This is a genomic window from Pseudomonas sp. S3_A09, from assembly GCF_054668065.1.
This window is the reverse complement of the sequence record NZ_CP162752.1, coordinates 5,573,929-5,590,745: the sequence shown is the minus strand read 5'-3', so window position 1 is coordinate 5,590,745 and position 16,817 is coordinate 5,573,929. Positions and strand designations below refer to the sequence as shown.

The window sequence follows — 16,817 nt, the reverse complement described above, 5'->3', positions numbered from 1 at the left end:
GGTTAAGTACAATATAGGCGTTTAATTAGTTGCTATCGTAAAAAGTCGGAGGCTGGTTGTAGTCAACATCTTCGGTCTTTTTGAAGAAACCGCCAATATCAAAAATATTCGACTTCTTAGATGACTTGCCGGTTTGATTTGCCTTGCCGGTAGTGCTGGGTGTGTTCGGCGCAACACGGCTCAGTGTGCTGTCACCTTCTGATTTTTTGCCGTGTAAACCTGCTTGTTTTTTATAGTCAGTTTTTCCTTTTACCGTTTTCCTCCTGCGCTTTTCCTGAGTAGTTAATTTTACTTCCTTATTTTTTTGCTTGGTAATTTCACCATAAGACTGCGCTCCTTCCTTCGTCATGGTGCCATCTCGATCTCCCTTTTGCTGGCGCTGCCAACGGTATGTCTCATAGTCCGAACTCCTACAGAAACTATTGCGCACACAAGGAATCCTCTCGAAAATCTCGCCAAGTTTTACGTAAATGAAACTCAAATCGTGTGGATCATACTTAACTGTCACCTCGTCGCGAACCATGTCCTTAAGTAAGCGACCGTAATAAAATCTGCGAAAAATCTCAATACCTCCCGGCACGACTTTCTTATTAGAGACTTCTGGGTAAAACCGGTATTTGAAGTCTTCATACTGGGACGTTTCCAAAACCCGACTGTTCGGTTTTTTAGAAAAGTGACCCTCCCATGCTTGCGCGGGAGTCTTATTTAGCTCCGAGTGTTTCGTCTGATGGTAGGCGTGTAGGGCATAGGCCAGCATACGGCGCAGCCCAGTTAGCCCTATTGCAGACTTCTTGTTACTTTTCAGATGCTTACCCTGCTGAGCATTGGAGCCTGTGGTGCCTGGCAGCGGATGGATCGTGTGGATCATCAACTTTCCAATCAGACTTTCAATATGGCCACCTTGGTGTTTTTCGGGAATATCTCGATGCTCAACGTCAATGCCAAAGTCCTTGGCGTTTAGGACGAATACGTCAGATATGAACTCCTTTGCATTATCAGTGTGGATGACTTCCGCCAATCCGTAGTAGGGAAGCAAGTGTTCTGGGAGTCCTAGGCTTTTCAGAAACTCCGCTTTGGGCAAGGCGCAGTTTTCCATAAGCATTGCAACAGATACAGCGCTTGGCGGAAGTAATGAGACGTAAAAACCAAGTATCACACGTGTATGCAAATCAACCGCTATACTTATGTAAGGACGTCCCAAGACGACATTTCTGTCTTCCTCATCCACTACCATAAGATCGACAACAGTGTGGTCGATCTGAACCCACTCCAACGGTCTCTTAGTAGCTTTATAACCGGGCTTTGCCCCATACCTTTGCTTGTTTTGGTCTCCTGTGTGAGTCATCTCGTAAAGAAGCGACTCTGTTTTGGCCTTTATCCAAGTCGAGACGGTATGGTAACTCGGCCTAAGCGTCCGCCGATTATCGGCTTGGGTTTGACAATGTTTCCATACCGCAGCGATGGTCTTGTGGCTAGGGTAATGTTCCTCGAACATCTCCTCTATTAACTTCAGTGTCTCAGGATCTGTCACTGTCAGGCCTGGCTTTCTCCCTGTCACATTCGATACCAGTGCCCTGTAACTTTTAGCTCCCGTCATGTATTTAAGTAGCTTGTAAAAGCGAGACTTCTTGATGCAAAGAATCTCCATAGCTACATCAGCACTAATTGTTCCTGTCAAATAGTCCTTGAGAATTTCGTATCGCCTAACCGCCTCCTCATGCCGTCTTATTTCGGCGATAGTACTGGTTGAATCTAGCTTCAGATTATAAGTTCCCAAAATATGTCCAGGAAGATCTGTCAATTACCATTCCTCTAATATGTGGTCAGATCTATGGTTTCTATTTTTTTTACGAGATATTCGCCAAACCTTAGATCGACCACTTTCGATTTTTTAAAGAGCGGGTTGTAACCGTCCAACTATTGGATGGCGAGCAGTAAACCCAAATCCATTTTGAAGGTCAAGAGCGCCTCTTGGCACTGTCAATACATGTAAACTAAATTTTTTCCCAAGCTTCACTTGGCACACTAAATCGCTGGAAGCCCCAAGTACCGGGCGCTCTAGAATTTTCGAATATTTTTTATTCCTAAAAAACACCCATAACTTTATGGTTATATTGGCAGCCGATTAGGACTTCCAGTTAGTCATTTGAACTCAATGATGTTATTTAACGTCAAGACCTATCGAAAATTCAGATGCAAAAAACTTTGAAATGCTAAAAAAAGCTAACTGCTAAATATTTATAGATATATTGCCACTTTCCCCTTGTTTCTTTTGGAGAACGGGGACGGATAATATATGAGTATTGACAGAAATCTTGGCAACCAAGTGCTCTGAGTGGCGCATGCGGAGACACAGGAGAGGTGGAGGCAGGGGTTAGCTAGATTTTTTGCAGGACGCTTAGAGTGGTTTGAATTAATGAGTGGCAACTCACGAATTGGGCCTAAATAAACAAGCGGAAAATCATGATTTATTTTGTTTCTTGAATGGAAAAACCGTGATGGATTCCACTCATTTCTTTAAGAGGAGGGTTTGGAGTAGGAATTGCTGCGTTTTAAGGGTTTTCCACTCAAATCACGATTGGCGCAGCTCTTCTCGTTGGACGTCCTTCCTGACTTCGGTCCTGATGTATGCATGAAAGTTTTGCCCCGTCTGTACAAGAACTCCAGCCAGATATACAGATATCGCTTTTGAGGCGTTCAAGCACGCCTCATCGATACAGCCGAGCGGTTAACTGATGTCATTCGTTTGCGATGGTAACAACCAATGTCGTTCGGTGGTCCATCCGAGAAAAACCTGAGCACCCTCACTTTTCCGGCGGTTCAGGGTCAACGGGAGCCTGGAAGCTGCTACACGCAACCCCATAATTGCCGGTAGAAATCTCTCTCGGAATGCAATGGGTTGAGCCGTGAAATGAGCTTCGATGCTATCGATTGCGCAACGCCTCTCGGCGTCATCCTGCATGGATAAATAAAACACCATCTGGCGCCAGGCATAAGCGGTATTTTTGAGCATCACCAAGCTAGAGTGATAGAACTTGATTTTCATCTGCTGCCGCATGCATATCCATTGGAAGCACTCCTGAGCAAGTGAGCCCAAGCGATGATGTAGCAGCGCTTTCAAACCGAGATCACCAAACAGAAGCGAAAGGTTTTGCGTTGTCAAAATCTGTTGTTGCTCGATGATCCTGCCGTTGGTTGCTGAATGCCATCCACCCGAGGGTGCATTAGCCCGCTGTGCGCACAGCTTCGCCAATGCATCACTGGTATCCAAGTCACGCTGGAAATAGTTTCTGCTCTTTGATTTCGGCTTATCGGGAAGGATCGCCAGTTGGTTCGTGTCGATGTCGTAATAATGGGCGTAAAGGGTGCCATCTATCAACGAGGCCGCTCGCCTGGCTGCTTCCACGAATTTATTCGAAAAGGTTCCCATGAAAATGTCTGCCGCGACCTCCTCCACAAAAGGAAGATCCAGCTTCGCCGTGACAGCAAGCGAACCAAACTCCTGAAGTAGCTTGTTCGGAAGGATTGCCTGAGGGAAAGCAGCGAGAGTTGTTGCCGAGGATTCGATCAAGGCTTGTCTGGCTCCCTCAACGGCGACAGTGTGTGCCTCTCGTTCACCTTCAACGGCCGCCACCCAAGGCAACTCACTGATTTTGACTTGGCTCTGTAGGTTGAGCAGTAGCAATGAACGGCGTCGCCGAAAAGCACGAGACGTTGCGATAGACAACGTGCGCAGTGTCGTATCGCGAAATCCAGCACTGCAGATTTCGGCCGTCATCGCTGGCAGTACTCGCGCCACGGTATCCCCAGATGTGATCAATCCCTTGTCAATCAACTGACTGATGGTTCCCTTTCGACAGCGCTCGAGGCGTCGGCGAACTGCTGGTGGAATGGCGACACCGGTTTTCAGCGAATATGCCTTCGCCTCCTCATTGGTAATCGGTTCCAACAGGGACGAAAAATCAGAGATGCCTTCCGAGCTCGTATAGCTGGTCAGACGCTCAGAAACCGCCTTCGCGATCAGATGATGCTCGGGCGCGGCCACCTGATGGCGCTGTATGGCTCGGCTCTGTAGATGATTTTCGGATTCGGGATGACCATGTTTGCACACGAAATCATTGACGATCCGCCGAATACGTCCGACTTGACGCCCTGTCAGCGAGATTGGGTCACGGGAGCAGAGCCTTAGCAACGCGTACAACTCCCCTACCCGGCCCCTGAAAGGTTCAACGTTGAGGATGTCATTGCTACCGGATGCATCGAACTGACTACTTAGCGCATTCGCCTGCTCAAGCCAGCCTTCAGGATATTGCCGACAAGGCCAATCATCCTGGTACGTTAAGAGGAAGAGCGAGATAGCTGCATCGTAGAAAGGCAACCGAGTCACGACCACATGTTTTTGCACCGCCAGACGCTGCTGCGCAGGGAGTTTTGAAAGCAGCTTTTTGATATCGCCGACATCGAAGATCTGCACTTCCACCGCCGCGAGCGGTAGCCCGTCAGAAGCCATTGGAAAGAAACGCAGTTGCTCAAAAAAAGATGCGATCGACTCAATCAGTCTGCGTGCCTCCTCCGTGCGCTGCTGTCCCAACAGCCAAGCCACGTACAGTAGCGCTGCCTCTTCTGGTACATCGATCCGATAGTCGCTGTTCACCAGTTGCTTTTGCAGGGCTTCGATTCCCTCATCCGTAAGGTGCCAGGTGTTGAGATCAAGTCGTTCAAAACCAGGGCGGATGCCTGGGATTGAGGCGGCCAGCCGCCGTTCGTACTCGGTCAGTGCACCACCGGCCAGATACTGTCCAGTGGCAAGACCACCCGTGACTACCTCCAGTGTGACCCATTCAGGCACATCCACGAGTGGTATACGCGAGCCATACAGCGCGGTGCCCTGCACCATGTGTTCGACCACCTGCTGCCAGCGCTCAATCCGTTCACGCGCTTTCTCAGTGTCTAGACCCGATGAGGTCAATGCTCGAGATAACTGAAAGACCGCATAACCGGCGTTTATGCCGGCCATTGCATCCGATTCCCTATCGTGCCTGGACATATGTCCTTCTGACCCTGCGATGTAGTGGGTCCGGGGGCTGGATTCGAACCAGCGCCCACCCGGTTAAGAGCCGAGTGTTCTACCGCTGAACTACCCCGGAACAGAGCGCACATTGTCTACTCGCAACGAAACGAATGTGAAGACTGAAAACGTTGCCGCTCGTGACGCATACAAAGATTACTCCCGTTCGAAAATATTGGTGTAACTTCTCCCCAACCGTAAACCCGCACTCCATACCCTCCAATGCTGAAACGTCATCATCCCGCGCGCTCCTGCATGTTAATCTCGCACCACCACGAATAGACATTGATCGTCACAAGACGATGACCAGAACCAGGAAAGCCCATGCCAAAGATTTCTCACTCAGCCCTGCGCCGCAAATTCCGTGAATTGCTTGCCACCCCAACCTGCGTTGAAACCGCTTCCGTCTTTGACCCGATGTCGGCGCGGATCGCCGCGGACCTGGGTTTTGAAGTCGGCATCCTCGGTGGCTCCGTTGCGTCGTTGCAGGTATTGGCCGCGCCCGATTTTGCGCTGATCACCCTGAGTGAGTTCGTTGAGCAAGCCACCCGTATCGGCCGTGTCGCCCAACTGCCTTTCATTGCCGATGCCGACCACGGTTACGGTAACGCGCTGAACGTGATGCGCACCGTCGAAGAACTTGAGCGTGCCGGTGTGGCCGCGTTGACGATTGAAGACACGTTGCTGCCTGCGCAATTCGGCCGCAAGTCGACTGACCTGATCTCTATTGAAGAAGGCATCGGCAAGGTCCGCGCCGCGCTGGAAGCCCGTGTTGATCCGCAGTTGTCGATCATTGCCCGGACCAATGCCGGCGTGTTGCCGACCGAAGCTGTGATCGAGCGCACCCTGGCGTATCAGCAAGCCGGCGCCGATGGAATTTGCATGGTCGGTGTGGCGGATTTCGAGCATTTGGAGAAGATCGCGGAGAACCTGACGGTGCCGCTGATGCTGGTGACTTATGGCAATCCCAAGCTCAATGATGCCAAGCGCCTGGCGAGCCTCGGCGTACGCGTGGTGGTTGCCGGTCACGGTGCTTACTTTGCGGCGATCAAGGCGACTTACGACAGCCTGCGAGCCCAGCGCCAGTTGACCCACAGCACCGATAACCTCAGTGCCACCGAGCTGACGCACACCTATACCTTGCCGGAAAGCTACGTGGCATGGGCTGAAGAATTCATGGATGTAAAAGAGTAAAGCGCCCCGCTCCGCTTTCCTTATACAAACCAGTTCCAATCAGCCGCCCACGCAAAAAAATCCGCCGCAGACTCTGCGGCGGCAACCAAAGGATTTTGTCGAAGCAGAGCGGCTAAGACAGCCCCCACGCTACACCCGCAGGCGATTAAAAAGAGTGAAGTTTAATTAATCGAGTTTCATCCGGTCCCCCGCTGCAGGCCGCGCAGACTGTGCTTAGAATCAAGCTCGGCAGCCACGCCGAACACAATAAAAAACCCTAACAGCTCACCTGCAAACATCTGCCCATACACCTTTATGCGCCAGCCAATAAGTGCAGTGTTTCTGCGCGTGCGCTCATTATTCCGGGGAAGTCACAACATGATTAAACAGTCGAGCCTGTTAGCACTGGCGGTGTGTGCCGGTATCAGTCAGATGGCGTTTGCCGAATCGGTCACCGACCAGGCGGACTCCAAGGGGTTTATCGAGGGCAGCAGCGTCACCGGGTTGTTGCGCAACTACTACATGAATCGCAATCGCGAAGGCGGACGGGCCGATAACATCGACTGGACCCAGGGCGCGATGCTCAACTACGCCTCGGGTTTCACCCAGGGCACCATCGGCTTCAGCGTTGACGCCTACGCCTATGGCGGGTTGAAACTTGACGCCACCCACGCGGACGCCGGCACCGGCAACCTGCCGACCGACCGGCATGGCGACCCCGAAGACGCCTACGGCTCCGTGGGCGCGGCGGTGAAGATCAAAGTCTCCAAGACCCAGCTCAAATTCGGCGACATGCAGCCCACCGCCCCGGTCTTCGCCACCGGCGGCACGCGCCTGTTGCCGCAGACCGCTACCGGTTTCGACCTGACCAGCAGCGAAATCGCCGGGCTGGACCTGGAAGCCGGGCACTTCACCAGCACCAACAGTGGCATGACCAGCAACCATGATCACGATATCTACGCGACCTACGCCAATATCGCGGCCAACAGTGCAAGTTTCGTCGGGGGCAAGTACACCTTCAGCCCATCCCTCAGCGCAACGGTGTATGCCGGTGAGTTGGAAGACATCTGGCGCCAGTACTATACCAACCTCAACTACGTGATCCCGTTGGCCCATGACCAGTCACTCGCGCTGGACGGCAACCTCTACCGCACCCTCGACACCGGCAGCGCCAAGGCCGGGGCGATCAACAACACCACCTACTCGTTGGCGGCGGCGTACTCGTTCCTGCAGGCGCATACGCTGACGCTGTCGTTCCAGAAAGTGCATGGCGACACACCGTTTGACTACATCGGCACCGGCAACAACGGCGCGGGCGAAGGCGGCGACTCGGTCTACCTGGCCAACTCGGTGCAATGGGGGGACTTCAACGGGCCGGGCGAACAGTCCTGGGGGATCCGTTATGACCTGAACATGGCCAGTTATGGCGTGCCGGGACTGAGTTTCATGGGGCGCTATATCAACGGTTCGGATATCAATGGCACCCACACGCCGGATCACAGCGCCTATGCGGGCGACTACGGTGACGACGGCGCGCACCACGAAACGGATCTTGAGGCCAAGTACGTGATCCAGAGTGGTCCGGCGAAAAACCTGTCGTTGCGCGTGCGTGATGCGATCGTGGCAGCAAACGCCGACCAGCGCGATGGCGACCTGAACGAGCTGCGGCTGATCGTCGACTATCCGTTTACCCTGCTATAGGTAGGCACGCGCTTGCTCGCGAATAACCTCAAGGATAACGCGTACATCCTGAATCTACGCGTTGCCCGGGCGTTTTTCGCGAGCATGCTCGCGCCTCCCATTGGGGGCGTTAACCTACCCAACCCACTGCGGTCTTGGGAATGACTTCCGACTCATCCAGCTTCGACGCGAACATGCTCACCGCCTCCACGGCGTCACTGGTGCTGGTGCGAATCTGCAGGATCACCGAACCCGCCTGATCAGCCAGGCTGACGCCGCGTTGCGCGCCTTCCTGGGTGGCGTTCATGCTGGTCACTGCGTCACGGGTTTCCGAGAGGATCATGCCGATCATTTCGGCAATTTCCGCCGTCGAGCGGCTGGTCCGCCCGGCCAGTTGCCGGACTTCATCGGCCACCACCGCAAAGCCTCGCCCCTGATCCCCCGCGCGCGCCGCCTCGATCGCCGCATTGAGGGCCAACAAGTTGGTCTGGTCGGCGATCCCGCGAATGGTGTTGACGATGGCAGTGATCTGTTCGGAACGATCGCCCAGTTGCCCCACCAGCCGCGCAGACGCGCCGATGTTGTCGGCGATGCGGCGCATTTCGCTGGCAGTCTCCTGGATCACCTGGGTGCCATGTTCGGCAAAGCGCTCGGTCTCGGAGGAGATATGGTAAGCCCGCGACGCACCTCGGGAGTCTTCTTCGAACTTTTCCACGCGCTCGGTGATGTCGCTGGCGAACTTGACGATCTTGGTCAGCTTGCCGTCGCCGTCATATACCGGGTTGTAGCTGGCTTCCAGCCATACCACACGCCCCTGCTTGCCCAGGCGTTTGAATTGACCAGCGAAGAATTCGCCGCTGTTCAAGCGACGCCAGAAGTCAGTGTATTCATGGCTATTGATCAGCGCCTGTTCGCAAAACAGCCGGTGATGTTTGCCTTTGATTTCCGCCAAGGTGTAACCCATCACATTGAGGAAATTCACGTTGGCGTCCAGCACTTGGCCATTCAAATCGAATTCAATCACCGCCATTGCCCGGTCCAGCGCCGTGAGTTTGCTGCGGGTGGCCGCTTCTTGCTCGACCTTGCTGGTCACGTCCAGCGCGTACTTGACCACTTTTAACACCTGGCCGCGCTCATCCAGCACCGGGTTGTAACTGGCTTCCAACCAGATGGTGTTGCCGTTGCTATCCACACGTTTGAAGGTACCCGAGACAAACTTGCCCGCCTTCAAATCACTCCAGAACTGGCTGTAGGCCGGGCTGCTGGTCAGTGCTGGCGGGCAAAAGTCACGGTGGGATTTACCCGTCAACTGACTGGCGTTGTAGCCCAGGGTCTTGAGGAAGTTGTCGTTGGCCCGCAGCACCCTGCCGTTCAGGTCGAATTCGACCACGGCCATGGAGCGTTCCAGTGCGGCGATCAGTCCTTTGAACTCGGTGACTTCGGCCGTCCTGGCCGACAGTGCTGTCTTGAGTGCTGTGTTGAACATGGACTTACCCTCAACCGTGCGGAGAACCCTGTGTCTCTACTTGCTATCGGCTCGGAAATCCGCGACTTTACGCGCGCTGGAGGGATTATTTTCTGGCGTCAACTACTCGTTTGATCAGCGCTTTGCATCAAGCAAGGCCAGGCGTTCGCGCATGCCCGAACTCGCCGCCGGGCCGGCCTGCAACATGCACTGGTCAAGTGGTACCTGCTGCCCATCCGCACGGGCCAACATTGGCTGTACTGGCGTGCCCGTCGCACGCTCCACCAACTCCACGCTGGTGCCCTCCTCGGCGTAATGCCGGTTACCCCAGGCTACCAGCGACATCAGCACCATGCGGAAATCCTCGCCCTTGGCCGTCGGCACATATTCATAGCGCGGCGGCCGCTCACTGTAGGCCTGGCGCTCCAGCATGCCGGCCTCCACCAGGGCGTTCAGGCGGCGCGTAAGCATATTGGGCGCGATGCCCAGGCTGCGGGAAAACTCATCGAAACGGCGCAGGCCCTGCAGTGCGTCGCGCATGATCAGGATGCTCCACCACTCCCCTACCCGCTCAAGGCTGCGGGCGATGGGACATTCGTCGCGGGTAAGGGACTTGCGTTGCATGGGGGGATTCCTTTGAGCGGTGCCTATTTGCGTGACGCCATGTTACTTTCATGATGATAGTGACGTCCATAGGGTCTGTTCCCTCAACGCAACCGGAGTCGATTGATCATGAATAAACGCATCGTTGTGACAGGCATGGGCGCGCTGACGCCGCTCGGTGCTGACGTGGAGTCAACCTGGCAACGCCTGCTGGCCGGGCAGTCGGGCATTCGCCGGCTACCGGAAGAACTGATCGGAGACCTGGCCGTGAGCATCGGTGGCCAGGTACAAAGCGTGCAGCAGGATCCAGAAGCCGGCTTCGACCCCGATCGACTGCTGGCGCCCAAGGAACAGCGCAAGATGGACCGCTTTATCCTGTTCGCCCTGGCGGCGGCGGATGAAGCCTTGAAGCAGGCCGGATGGGCGCCAGTGACGCCCGAAGCGCAGGAACGTACTGCCACCATCATCGCTTCGGGTGTCGGCGGCTTCCCGGCAATTGCCGATGCGGTACGCACCACCGATAGCAAAGGCCCACGGCGGTTGTCGCCGTTCACCATCCCCTCCTTCCTGAGCAACATGGCCGCCGGGCATGTGTCGATCAACTATGGGTTGAAAGGCCCGCTGGGCGCACCGGTGACCGCCTGTGCGGCAGGTGTGCAGGCGATTGGCGACGCGGCACGGATGATTCGTGCCGGTGAAGTCGATGTGGCGGTATGTGGCGGCGCCGAAGCGGCCATTCATCGGGTCAGCCTGGCTGGCTTTGCGGCGGCACGGGCATTGTCCAGCGACTTCAATGAAACACCCGAGCTGGCTTCGCGGCCATTCGACCAGGCACGTGACGGTTTTGTCATGGGCGAAGGCGCCGGCATCCTCGTCATTGAGGAACTCGAACACGCCCTGGCACGTGGCGCACAGCCGATTGCGGAATTGGTGGGCTACGGCACCAGTGCCGACGCCTATCACATGACGGCCGGCCCGGAAGATGGCGACGGTGCGCGACGCGCCATGCTGCAGGCCTTGCGCCAGGCTGGAATCGATGCGACCCAGGTGCAGTACTTGAATGCTCACGCCACCTCCACTCCGGTGGGCGACAAAGGCGAACTGGCGGCGATCAACACGGTGTTCGGCGCCAAAGGCAGTCCGGCCATCAGCTCGACCAAATCCGCCACCGGTCACCTGTTGGGGGCTGCGGGCGGAATTGAAGCCATTTTCACCGTGCTCGCCCTGCGCGACCAGGTTGCCCCGGTCACCCTCAACCTGCAAAACCCCGACCCACTTGCGGATGGCCTGGATATGGTGCGCGGTGCAGCCCGCCCCATGCCGATCGAATACGCGCTGTCCAACGGCTTCGGCTTCGGCGGCGTGAATGCCAGCGTGTTGTTCCGCCGCTGGGCGTAGTTTGCCCCTGTCGTCAATTTCGGGGACCATGGGCGCCTTTCTGAACCTGCCAACCAGAGGCGCCCATGGCCAACCACGACCTGCACTACACCCCGGACCCCGATGCCGACTCGATTTCCTCCGACGTGATCGGCTTCAATGGCATCCTGGTGTCCACCCAGATCCCGACCCATGCCGATGGCAGCCTGGAGCTGGGCGATATCACCCAGCAAAGCGAATGCACCCTGCAAGCCTTGAAAGTCGCCCTGGAAAAGGCCGGCAGCTCGATGGACCGGGTGATGCACCTGACCATTTATCTGACGGATATGGCCGATCGCGCGGCCTTCAACGAGGTCTACAAACGCTTCTTTGCCAAGCCCTGGCCCGTGCGCGCGGCCGTTGGCGTTGCCGCTTTGGCCGTAGACGGCATGCGCGTGGAAGTGACTGCGATGGCCGCTCAGGCCTGAGTGGGTGCCGGTCAGGCATTTCACAGCTACAATGCCCGCCTCAACCGTGACAAGCCTGACTAAAAAAACTATGTCCTTGCCCAAGCATCACCTGGAATTGCTCAGCCCTGCCCGCGATGTCGCCATCGCGCGCGAGGCGATCCTGCATGGCGCCGACGCCGTGTACATTGGCGGCCCGAGCTTCGGCGCGCGCCATAACGCCTGTAACGACGTGAGCGATATCGCGTCCCTGGTAGAATTCGCGCGCCGGTACCACGCACGCGTGTTCACCACGATCAACACCATCTTGCATGACAACGAACTGGAACCGGCGCGCAAGCTGATCCATCAGCTCTACGACGCCGGCGTCGATGCGTTGATCGTGCAAGACCTTGGCGTGATGGAGCTGGATATTCCGCCCATCGAGCTGCACGCCAGTACCCAGACCGACATTCGCACCCTGGGCCGCGCCAAGTTTCTCGACCAGGCCGGTTTCTCGCAGTTGGTCTTGGCCCGTGAGCTGAACCTGCAGGAAATCCGCGCCATCGCCGACGAAACCGATGCCGCCATCGAGTTTTTCATCCACGGCGCCTTGTGCGTGGCGTTCTCCGGTCAGTGCAACATCTCCCACGCGCAGAATGGCCGTAGTGCCAACCGTGGGGATTGCTCCCAGGCTTGCCGTTTGCCGTATACCTTGAAAGATGATCAGGGCCGTGTCGTGGCCTTTGAAAAGCACCTGCTGTCGATGAAAGACAACAACCAGAGCGCCAACCTGCGCGCCTTGGTCGAAGCCGGCGTGCGCTCGTTCAAGATCGAAGGTCGCTATAAAGACATGGGCTATGTGAAGAACATCACCGCCTACTACCGCCAGCGCCTCGACGAGATCCTTGAAGACCGCCCGGACCTGGCTCGCGCTTCCAGCGGCCGTACCGCGCACTTCTTCCTGCCCGATCCGGAAAAGACCTTTCACCGTGGCAGCACCGACTATTTCGTCACTGACCGCAAGATCGACATCGGCGCCTTCGACACCCCGACGTTCACCGGCCTGCCGGTGGGTGTGGTGGAAAAAGCCGGCAAGCGTGACCTGCAAGTGGTCACCCATGAGCCGCTGTCCAATGGCGACGGCCTCAACGTGCTGGTCAAGCGTGAAGTGGTGGGTTTCCGCGCCAACATCGCCGAGCCTAAGGGCGAGTTCGAGGAAGACGGCGAGAAACGCTATCGCTACCGCGTCGAACCGAATGAAATGCCGGCCGGCCTGCATCAACTGCGCCCGAATCATCCGCTGAACCGCAACCTCGACCACAACTGGCAACAGGCGCTGTTGAAGACCTCGTCCGAACGCCGCATCGGCCTGACGTGGGTGGCTCGCCTGCGTGAAGAGCAGCTGGACGTGACTGCCACCAGTGAAGAAGGCATCAGCGCCAGCGTCACCCTGCCCGGCCCGTTCGGCGTGGCCAACAAGCCGGAGCAGGCGCTGGATACCTTGCGCGACCTGCTCGGCCAACTGGGCACCACCGAATACCACGCGACCGATATCCAGCTGGATGCGCCGCAAGCGTTCTTCATCCCCAACTCACAGCTCAAAGCCTTGCGCCGCGAAGTGATCGAAGCGCTGACCGCTGCCCGTGTGGCCGCACATCCACGCGGTGGACGCAAAGCCGAAACCACCCCGCCGCCGGTCTACCCGGATGCGCACCTGTCGTTCCTGGCCAACGTCTACAACCAGAAAGCCCGCGACTTCTACCACCGTCACGGGGTGAAGCTGATCGACGCCGCGTTCGAAGCCCATGAGGAAACCGGCGAAGTACCGGTGATGATCACCAAGCACTGCCTGCGCTTCTCGTTCAACCTGTGCCCTAAACAGGCGAAGGGTGTCACGGGCGTGAAGACCAAGGTCGCGCCGATGCAGTTGATCCACGGCGATGAAGTGCTGACCCTGAAGTTCGACTGCAAACCGTGCGAGATGCACGTGGTGGGCAAGATCAAGGGGCATATCCTGGGCTTGCCGCAACCGGGCAGCGCGGTGGAGCACTTCAACCCGGAAAACATCATTTTCCAGGGTACGCACTGACCGTCTGCGAGCGGGGCCACCACCAGCCCCGCTGCAACCCCGCAGCCGCCAGCAGAATCGCCGCCACACCCAACCATTGCAGCCAGCCCAGGCGATGCCCGAAGGCGATCCAATCGACGAAGATCGCCGCAATCGGGTAGATGAACGACAGCGCACCGGTAATTGCCGTGGGCAGTTTCTGGATCGCGCCGTACAGCAGCACGTACATCAAACCGGTGTGCACCACGCCGAGTGTCACCAATGCCGCCCAGGCGTTGGTAGTGGCTGGCAAACTGTTCCAAGGCACCATTGGCGCGAGCAGCAGCGCGCCGGTGGTCACCTGGATCAACGCCATCAAATGCGGTGGCACTTCTTTCAAACGCTTGATGATCAGCGCCGCAATGGCATAGAGAAACGCCGCACCCAGCGCCAAGGCGATGCCGGCCAGGTAATCGTCGCCGGTCTGTTGGTCGCCATGGGCGGTGACAATCGCCAGCATCCCCAAAAACGCAATACTCAGCCACGCCAGTTTCTGCACGGTGATCTTTTCTCCGAGGAACACTGCCGCCAGCATCACCAACATGAACGGCTGGACGTTGTACACCGCTGTGCTGATGGCAATGGAGGCACGGGAATAGGATTCGAACAGCAGCAACCAATTGCCAACAATCGCCACGCCACTGAGCATCGCCAGGCCGAGCTTGGCCCCGTTCAGCAGGTCCAGGCGCAAATAACCCAGCAGCGCGCACACCAGCAAGAGCGTCAGCCCACCGATCACGCAGCGCCAGAACACCACTTCGATCACCGACACGCCAGAGACCAGTACAAACCAGCCAATGGTGCCCGAGATGAGCATGGCGGCGATCATTTCCCACGAACCACGACGGATGGATGTGTCCATGATTGAAGCTCCTCAAGTGAGGCTCAATTATGGCAATCTGTTCGGGAGCGGCTCCAGCGCCTAAAAAAGGCCAAACCACTGGATTGCCTTTACTTATTAGGTGGAAACCATGATTGACACCATCGACCAGCAACTCATCGCCGCTTTGATGGACGACTCACGCCTGTCCCTCAAGACCCTGGCCGGCATTACCGGGCTGTCCTCGCCGAGTGTCAGCGAACGCCTGCGCCGTCTTGAAGAGCGCGGCGTGCTGACCCACTACACCGTCGACATCGACCCCAAGCACTTCGGCTACCTGCTGCAAGCCATCGTGCGCATCCGCCCCCTGCCCGGCAAACTGCATGAGGTGGAACGGCAGATCCAGGCGATCCCCGAATTCACCGAGTGCGACAAAGTGACCGGCGATGATTGCTTCATCGCACGGCTGCATGTGCGCACCATGGATCATCTGGACAACCTGCTCGACAAGCTGAATGCCTATGCCGAAACCAACACCGCGATCGTCAAGAAAACCCCGGTGAAACGGCGTTTGCCGCCGCTGTCGGATGAGTGATCGTGAGTCATCAGCGCGATGCCTGACACGGCTGCGTGGCCTGTTCGTGCAGTGCTTTTGCCGCTCCCAGTAAACCCTGAAACAGGCGATAACGCGCTGCCAGTACTGCCTGCTGTGCGGGATCCGGCCTATACCGGGCCTTCACCGGCATTCCCGCTTGCAACAACGCGTCCCCTTCCCCGATCGACAGGAAGCCCAGTTTCGCCGCCCCGATGCAGGCGCTCAATTCACTGCCGTGCAACGTGTATATCTCCCGCTGGAGGATGTTGGCCAGCAACTGCGCCCAGTATTCGCTTCGCGCCCCGCCGCCCACCAAGGCGCAGGCATCAACGTTGGCACCGGCCGATTGCACGGCGCGCAGCGCATCCAGCAAACCGAAACCCACCCCTTCCATCACCGCATAACCGAGCATAGCGGGTGTGCAGTCATGGCCCAGGCCCATGAATCCGCCGCGCAGCAGCGGATCGTTGTGCGGCGTGCGTTCGCCGGCGAGGTACGGCAGAAACAACGGGGTACTGAGGGGCACTGCCTGCTTAATCGGCAATTGCGCCTGCACCTGGTCCAACAAGGTCTGTTCATCCGGCATCCCCGTCAGCCGCGTGACCCAACGCAGGCAACTGGCCCCGGCCAGCATGGCGCCCATGGTGTACCAGCGGTTCGGCAGTGCATGGCAGAAGCTGTGTACCGCGCTGGCCGGGTTGCCGGCAGCGTGGTCGGTGATGGCGACGATGGCCGCGCTGGTGCCGAGGGTGATAAAGGCGTCCCCTGCCTTGATCGCACCGATACCGACAGCCGCGACCGGGTTGTCACCGCCGCCGCCGGCAATCACGACGGAGGAAGACAAACCCAGCCCGTCCACCGTCAACACCGCGCTCGCGGCACCGCCCTCGACCAACCTGGGCATCTGCGCAGGCGACAGCCCCGTCGCGCGCAACATCGGGACGAACCACTCACGCCGTGCCACATCCAGCCACAATGTGCCGGCGGCATCCGACATCTCGCTGATGCGCTCGCCACTCAAACGCAAGCGCAGGTAATCCTTGGGTGACAGCACACAATCGATCGCCTTGAACACCTGCGGCTCATGCTGTTTCAGCCACAACAGTTTCGGCGCTGTCAGCCCCGCCATGGGCAGGCTGCCGGTGACGTCGGCAAACGCCGTTCCCAACCGTTCAGCCTCGGCGACCGCACGCGAGTCATCCCACAGGATCGCCGGATACAACACGCGATTATCCGCCCCCAGCAACACCGCGCCATGCATCTGCCCAGACAGGCCGATACAGGCCACACGTGCAAATGCCTCATGCGTGCGCAACTGGGCCAGCGCCTGCAAACAGGCCTGCCACCAATCCTGCGGGTCTTGCTCGGACCAGCCGCTATGACGCCGCGACACGCTCAGGCGCACGCCGGCATGGGCCAGGACTGCACCGTCGAGGTCCATGAGGATCGCTTTGAGTTCCGAGGTGCCGAGGTCGATGCCGAGGGAAACAGGGTTGCTCAT

The 16,817-nt window shown here is 57.4% G+C and carries 11 protein-coding genes, 1 tRNA gene and 2 pseudogenes; 6 read left to right on the top strand and 8 right to left on the bottom strand.

The window, feature by feature from the left end:
• Positions 1-25: 25 nt before the first annotated feature.
• The 3 genes from AB4N92_RS25925 to AB4N92_RS25915 all read right to left on the bottom strand — a co-directional run bounded on the left by AB4N92_RS25925 (position 26) and on the right by AB4N92_RS25915 (position 5,147).
• Positions 26-1,801, bottom strand: coding sequence for a Mu transposase C-terminal domain-containing protein (locus AB4N92_RS25925; RefSeq protein ID WP_137211949.1), 1,776 nt, complete (start codon positions 1,799-1,801; stop codon positions 26-28).
• A gap of 927 nt (positions 1,802-2,728) precedes the next feature.
• Positions 2,729-5,017, bottom strand: coding sequence for a hypothetical protein (locus AB4N92_RS25920; RefSeq protein ID WP_236298096.1), 2,289 nt, complete (start codon positions 5,015-5,017; stop codon positions 2,729-2,731).
• A gap of 55 nt (positions 5,018-5,072) precedes the next feature.
• Positions 5,073-5,147, bottom strand: a tRNA-Lys gene (locus AB4N92_RS25915).
• A 245-nt stretch (positions 5,148-5,392) separates the two neighbouring features.
• Here AB4N92_RS25915 and AB4N92_RS25910 point away from each other — a divergent pair.
• Positions 5,393-6,262: an isocitrate lyase/PEP mutase family protein gene (locus AB4N92_RS25910; RefSeq protein WP_010210455.1), complete on the top strand. Its 870-nt coding sequence runs from the start codon at positions 5,393-5,395 to the stop codon at positions 6,260-6,262.
• A 357-nt stretch (positions 6,263-6,619) separates the two neighbouring features.
• Positions 6,620-7,942 (top strand): OprD family porin, encoded by a 1,323-nt coding sequence (locus AB4N92_RS25905; RefSeq protein ID WP_236267139.1) that lies wholly within the window; start codon positions 6,620-6,622, stop codon positions 7,940-7,942.
• Between the two features lie 109 nt (positions 7,943-8,051).
• Here AB4N92_RS25905 and AB4N92_RS25900 read toward each other — a convergent pair.
• The 3 genes and pseudogenes from AB4N92_RS25900 to AB4N92_RS25890 form a co-directional block, all read right to left on the bottom strand.
• A pseudogene (locus AB4N92_RS25900) lies at positions 8,052-8,528 on the bottom strand (methyl-accepting chemotaxis protein); the annotation flags it as partial.
• A 159-nt stretch (positions 8,529-8,687) separates the two neighbouring features.
• Positions 8,688-9,317: pseudogene (locus AB4N92_RS25895) on the bottom strand (PAS domain-containing protein); the annotation flags it as partial.
• Between the two features lie 204 nt (positions 9,318-9,521).
• Positions 9,522-10,010 carry a winged helix-turn-helix transcriptional regulator gene (locus AB4N92_RS25890; RefSeq protein WP_010210461.1) on the bottom strand — a complete coding sequence of 163 codons (489 nt, stop codon included), beginning with the start codon at positions 10,008-10,010 and terminating at the stop codon, positions 9,522-9,524.
• 108 nt (positions 10,011-10,118) lie between these two features.
• Here AB4N92_RS25890 and fabF point away from each other — a divergent pair, with 108 nt between their 5' ends.
• The 3 genes from fabF to AB4N92_RS25875 all read left to right on the top strand — a co-directional run bounded on the left by fabF (position 10,119) and on the right by AB4N92_RS25875 (position 13,883).
• Complete coding sequence (fabF, locus tag AB4N92_RS25885) at positions 10,119-11,387, top strand: beta-ketoacyl-ACP synthase II (RefSeq protein ID WP_042572409.1); 1,269 nt, start codon at positions 10,119-10,121, stop codon at positions 11,385-11,387.
• A gap of 65 nt (positions 11,388-11,452) precedes the next feature.
• A complete protein-coding gene (locus tag AB4N92_RS25880; RefSeq protein ID WP_045792111.1) occupies positions 11,453-11,833 on the top strand; it encodes a RidA family protein in 381 nt (126 codons plus the stop codon).
• Between the two features lie 70 nt (positions 11,834-11,903).
• Positions 11,904-13,883 (top strand): peptidase U32 family protein, encoded by a 1,980-nt coding sequence (locus tag AB4N92_RS25875; protein ID WP_021493154.1) that lies wholly within the window; start codon positions 11,904-11,906, stop codon positions 13,881-13,883.
• Here the strand turns inward: AB4N92_RS25875 and AB4N92_RS25870 are convergent.
• Positions 13,861-14,763 carry a DMT family transporter gene (locus AB4N92_RS25870; protein WP_010210466.1) on the bottom strand — a complete coding sequence of 301 codons (903 nt, stop codon included), beginning with the start codon at positions 14,761-14,763 and terminating at the stop codon, positions 13,861-13,863. The genes AB4N92_RS25875 and AB4N92_RS25870 overlap by 23 nt on opposite strands.
• Positions 14,764-14,872: 109 nt before the next feature.
• Here AB4N92_RS25870 and AB4N92_RS25865 point away from each other — a divergent pair, with 109 nt between their 5' ends.
• Positions 14,873-15,316: an Lrp/AsnC family transcriptional regulator gene (locus tag AB4N92_RS25865; protein ID WP_010210467.1), complete on the top strand. Its 444-nt coding sequence runs from the start codon at positions 14,873-14,875 to the stop codon at positions 15,314-15,316.
• A 10-nt stretch (positions 15,317-15,326) separates the two neighbouring features.
• Here the strand turns inward: AB4N92_RS25865 and xylB are convergent, their stop codons facing one another.
• Entirely contained in the window at positions 15,327-16,817 is a 1,491-nt protein-coding gene (xylB, locus tag AB4N92_RS25860) for a xylulokinase (RefSeq protein ID WP_236267137.1), read from the bottom strand.

Excerpts from the sequence above, each read along its gene's own strand:
- AB4N92_RS25920 (WP_236298096.1), bottom strand. The coding sequence starts at position 5,017 with ATGGCCGGCATAAACGCCGGTTATGCGGTCTTTCAGTTATCTCGAGCA.
- AB4N92_RS25910 (WP_010210455.1), top strand. The coding sequence starts at position 5,393 with ATGCCAAAGATTTCTCACTCAGCCCTGCGCCGCAAATTCCGTGAATTG.
- AB4N92_RS25905 (WP_236267139.1), top strand. The coding sequence starts at position 6,620 with ATGATTAAACAGTCGAGCCTGTTAGCACTGGCGGTGTGTGCCGGTATC.
- AB4N92_RS25890 (WP_010210461.1), bottom strand. The coding sequence starts at position 10,010 with ATGCAACGCAAGTCCCTTACCCGCGACGAATGTCCCATCGCCCGCAGC.
- fabF (WP_042572409.1), top strand. The coding sequence starts at position 10,119 with ATGAATAAACGCATCGTTGTGACAGGCATGGGCGCGCTGACGCCGCTC.
- AB4N92_RS25880 (WP_045792111.1), top strand. The coding sequence starts at position 11,453 with ATGGCCAACCACGACCTGCACTACACCCCGGACCCCGATGCCGACTCG.
- AB4N92_RS25875 (WP_021493154.1), top strand. The coding sequence starts at position 11,904 with ATGTCCTTGCCCAAGCATCACCTGGAATTGCTCAGCCCTGCCCGCGAT.
- AB4N92_RS25870 (WP_010210466.1), bottom strand. The coding sequence starts at position 14,763 with ATGGACACATCCATCCGTCGTGGTTCGTGGGAAATGATCGCCGCCATG.
- AB4N92_RS25865 (WP_010210467.1), top strand. The coding sequence starts at position 14,873 with ATGATTGACACCATCGACCAGCAACTCATCGCCGCTTTGATGGACGAC.
- xylB (WP_236267137.1), bottom strand. The coding sequence starts at position 16,817 with ATGAGCAACCCTGTTTCCCTCGGCATCGACCTCGGCACCTCGGAACTC.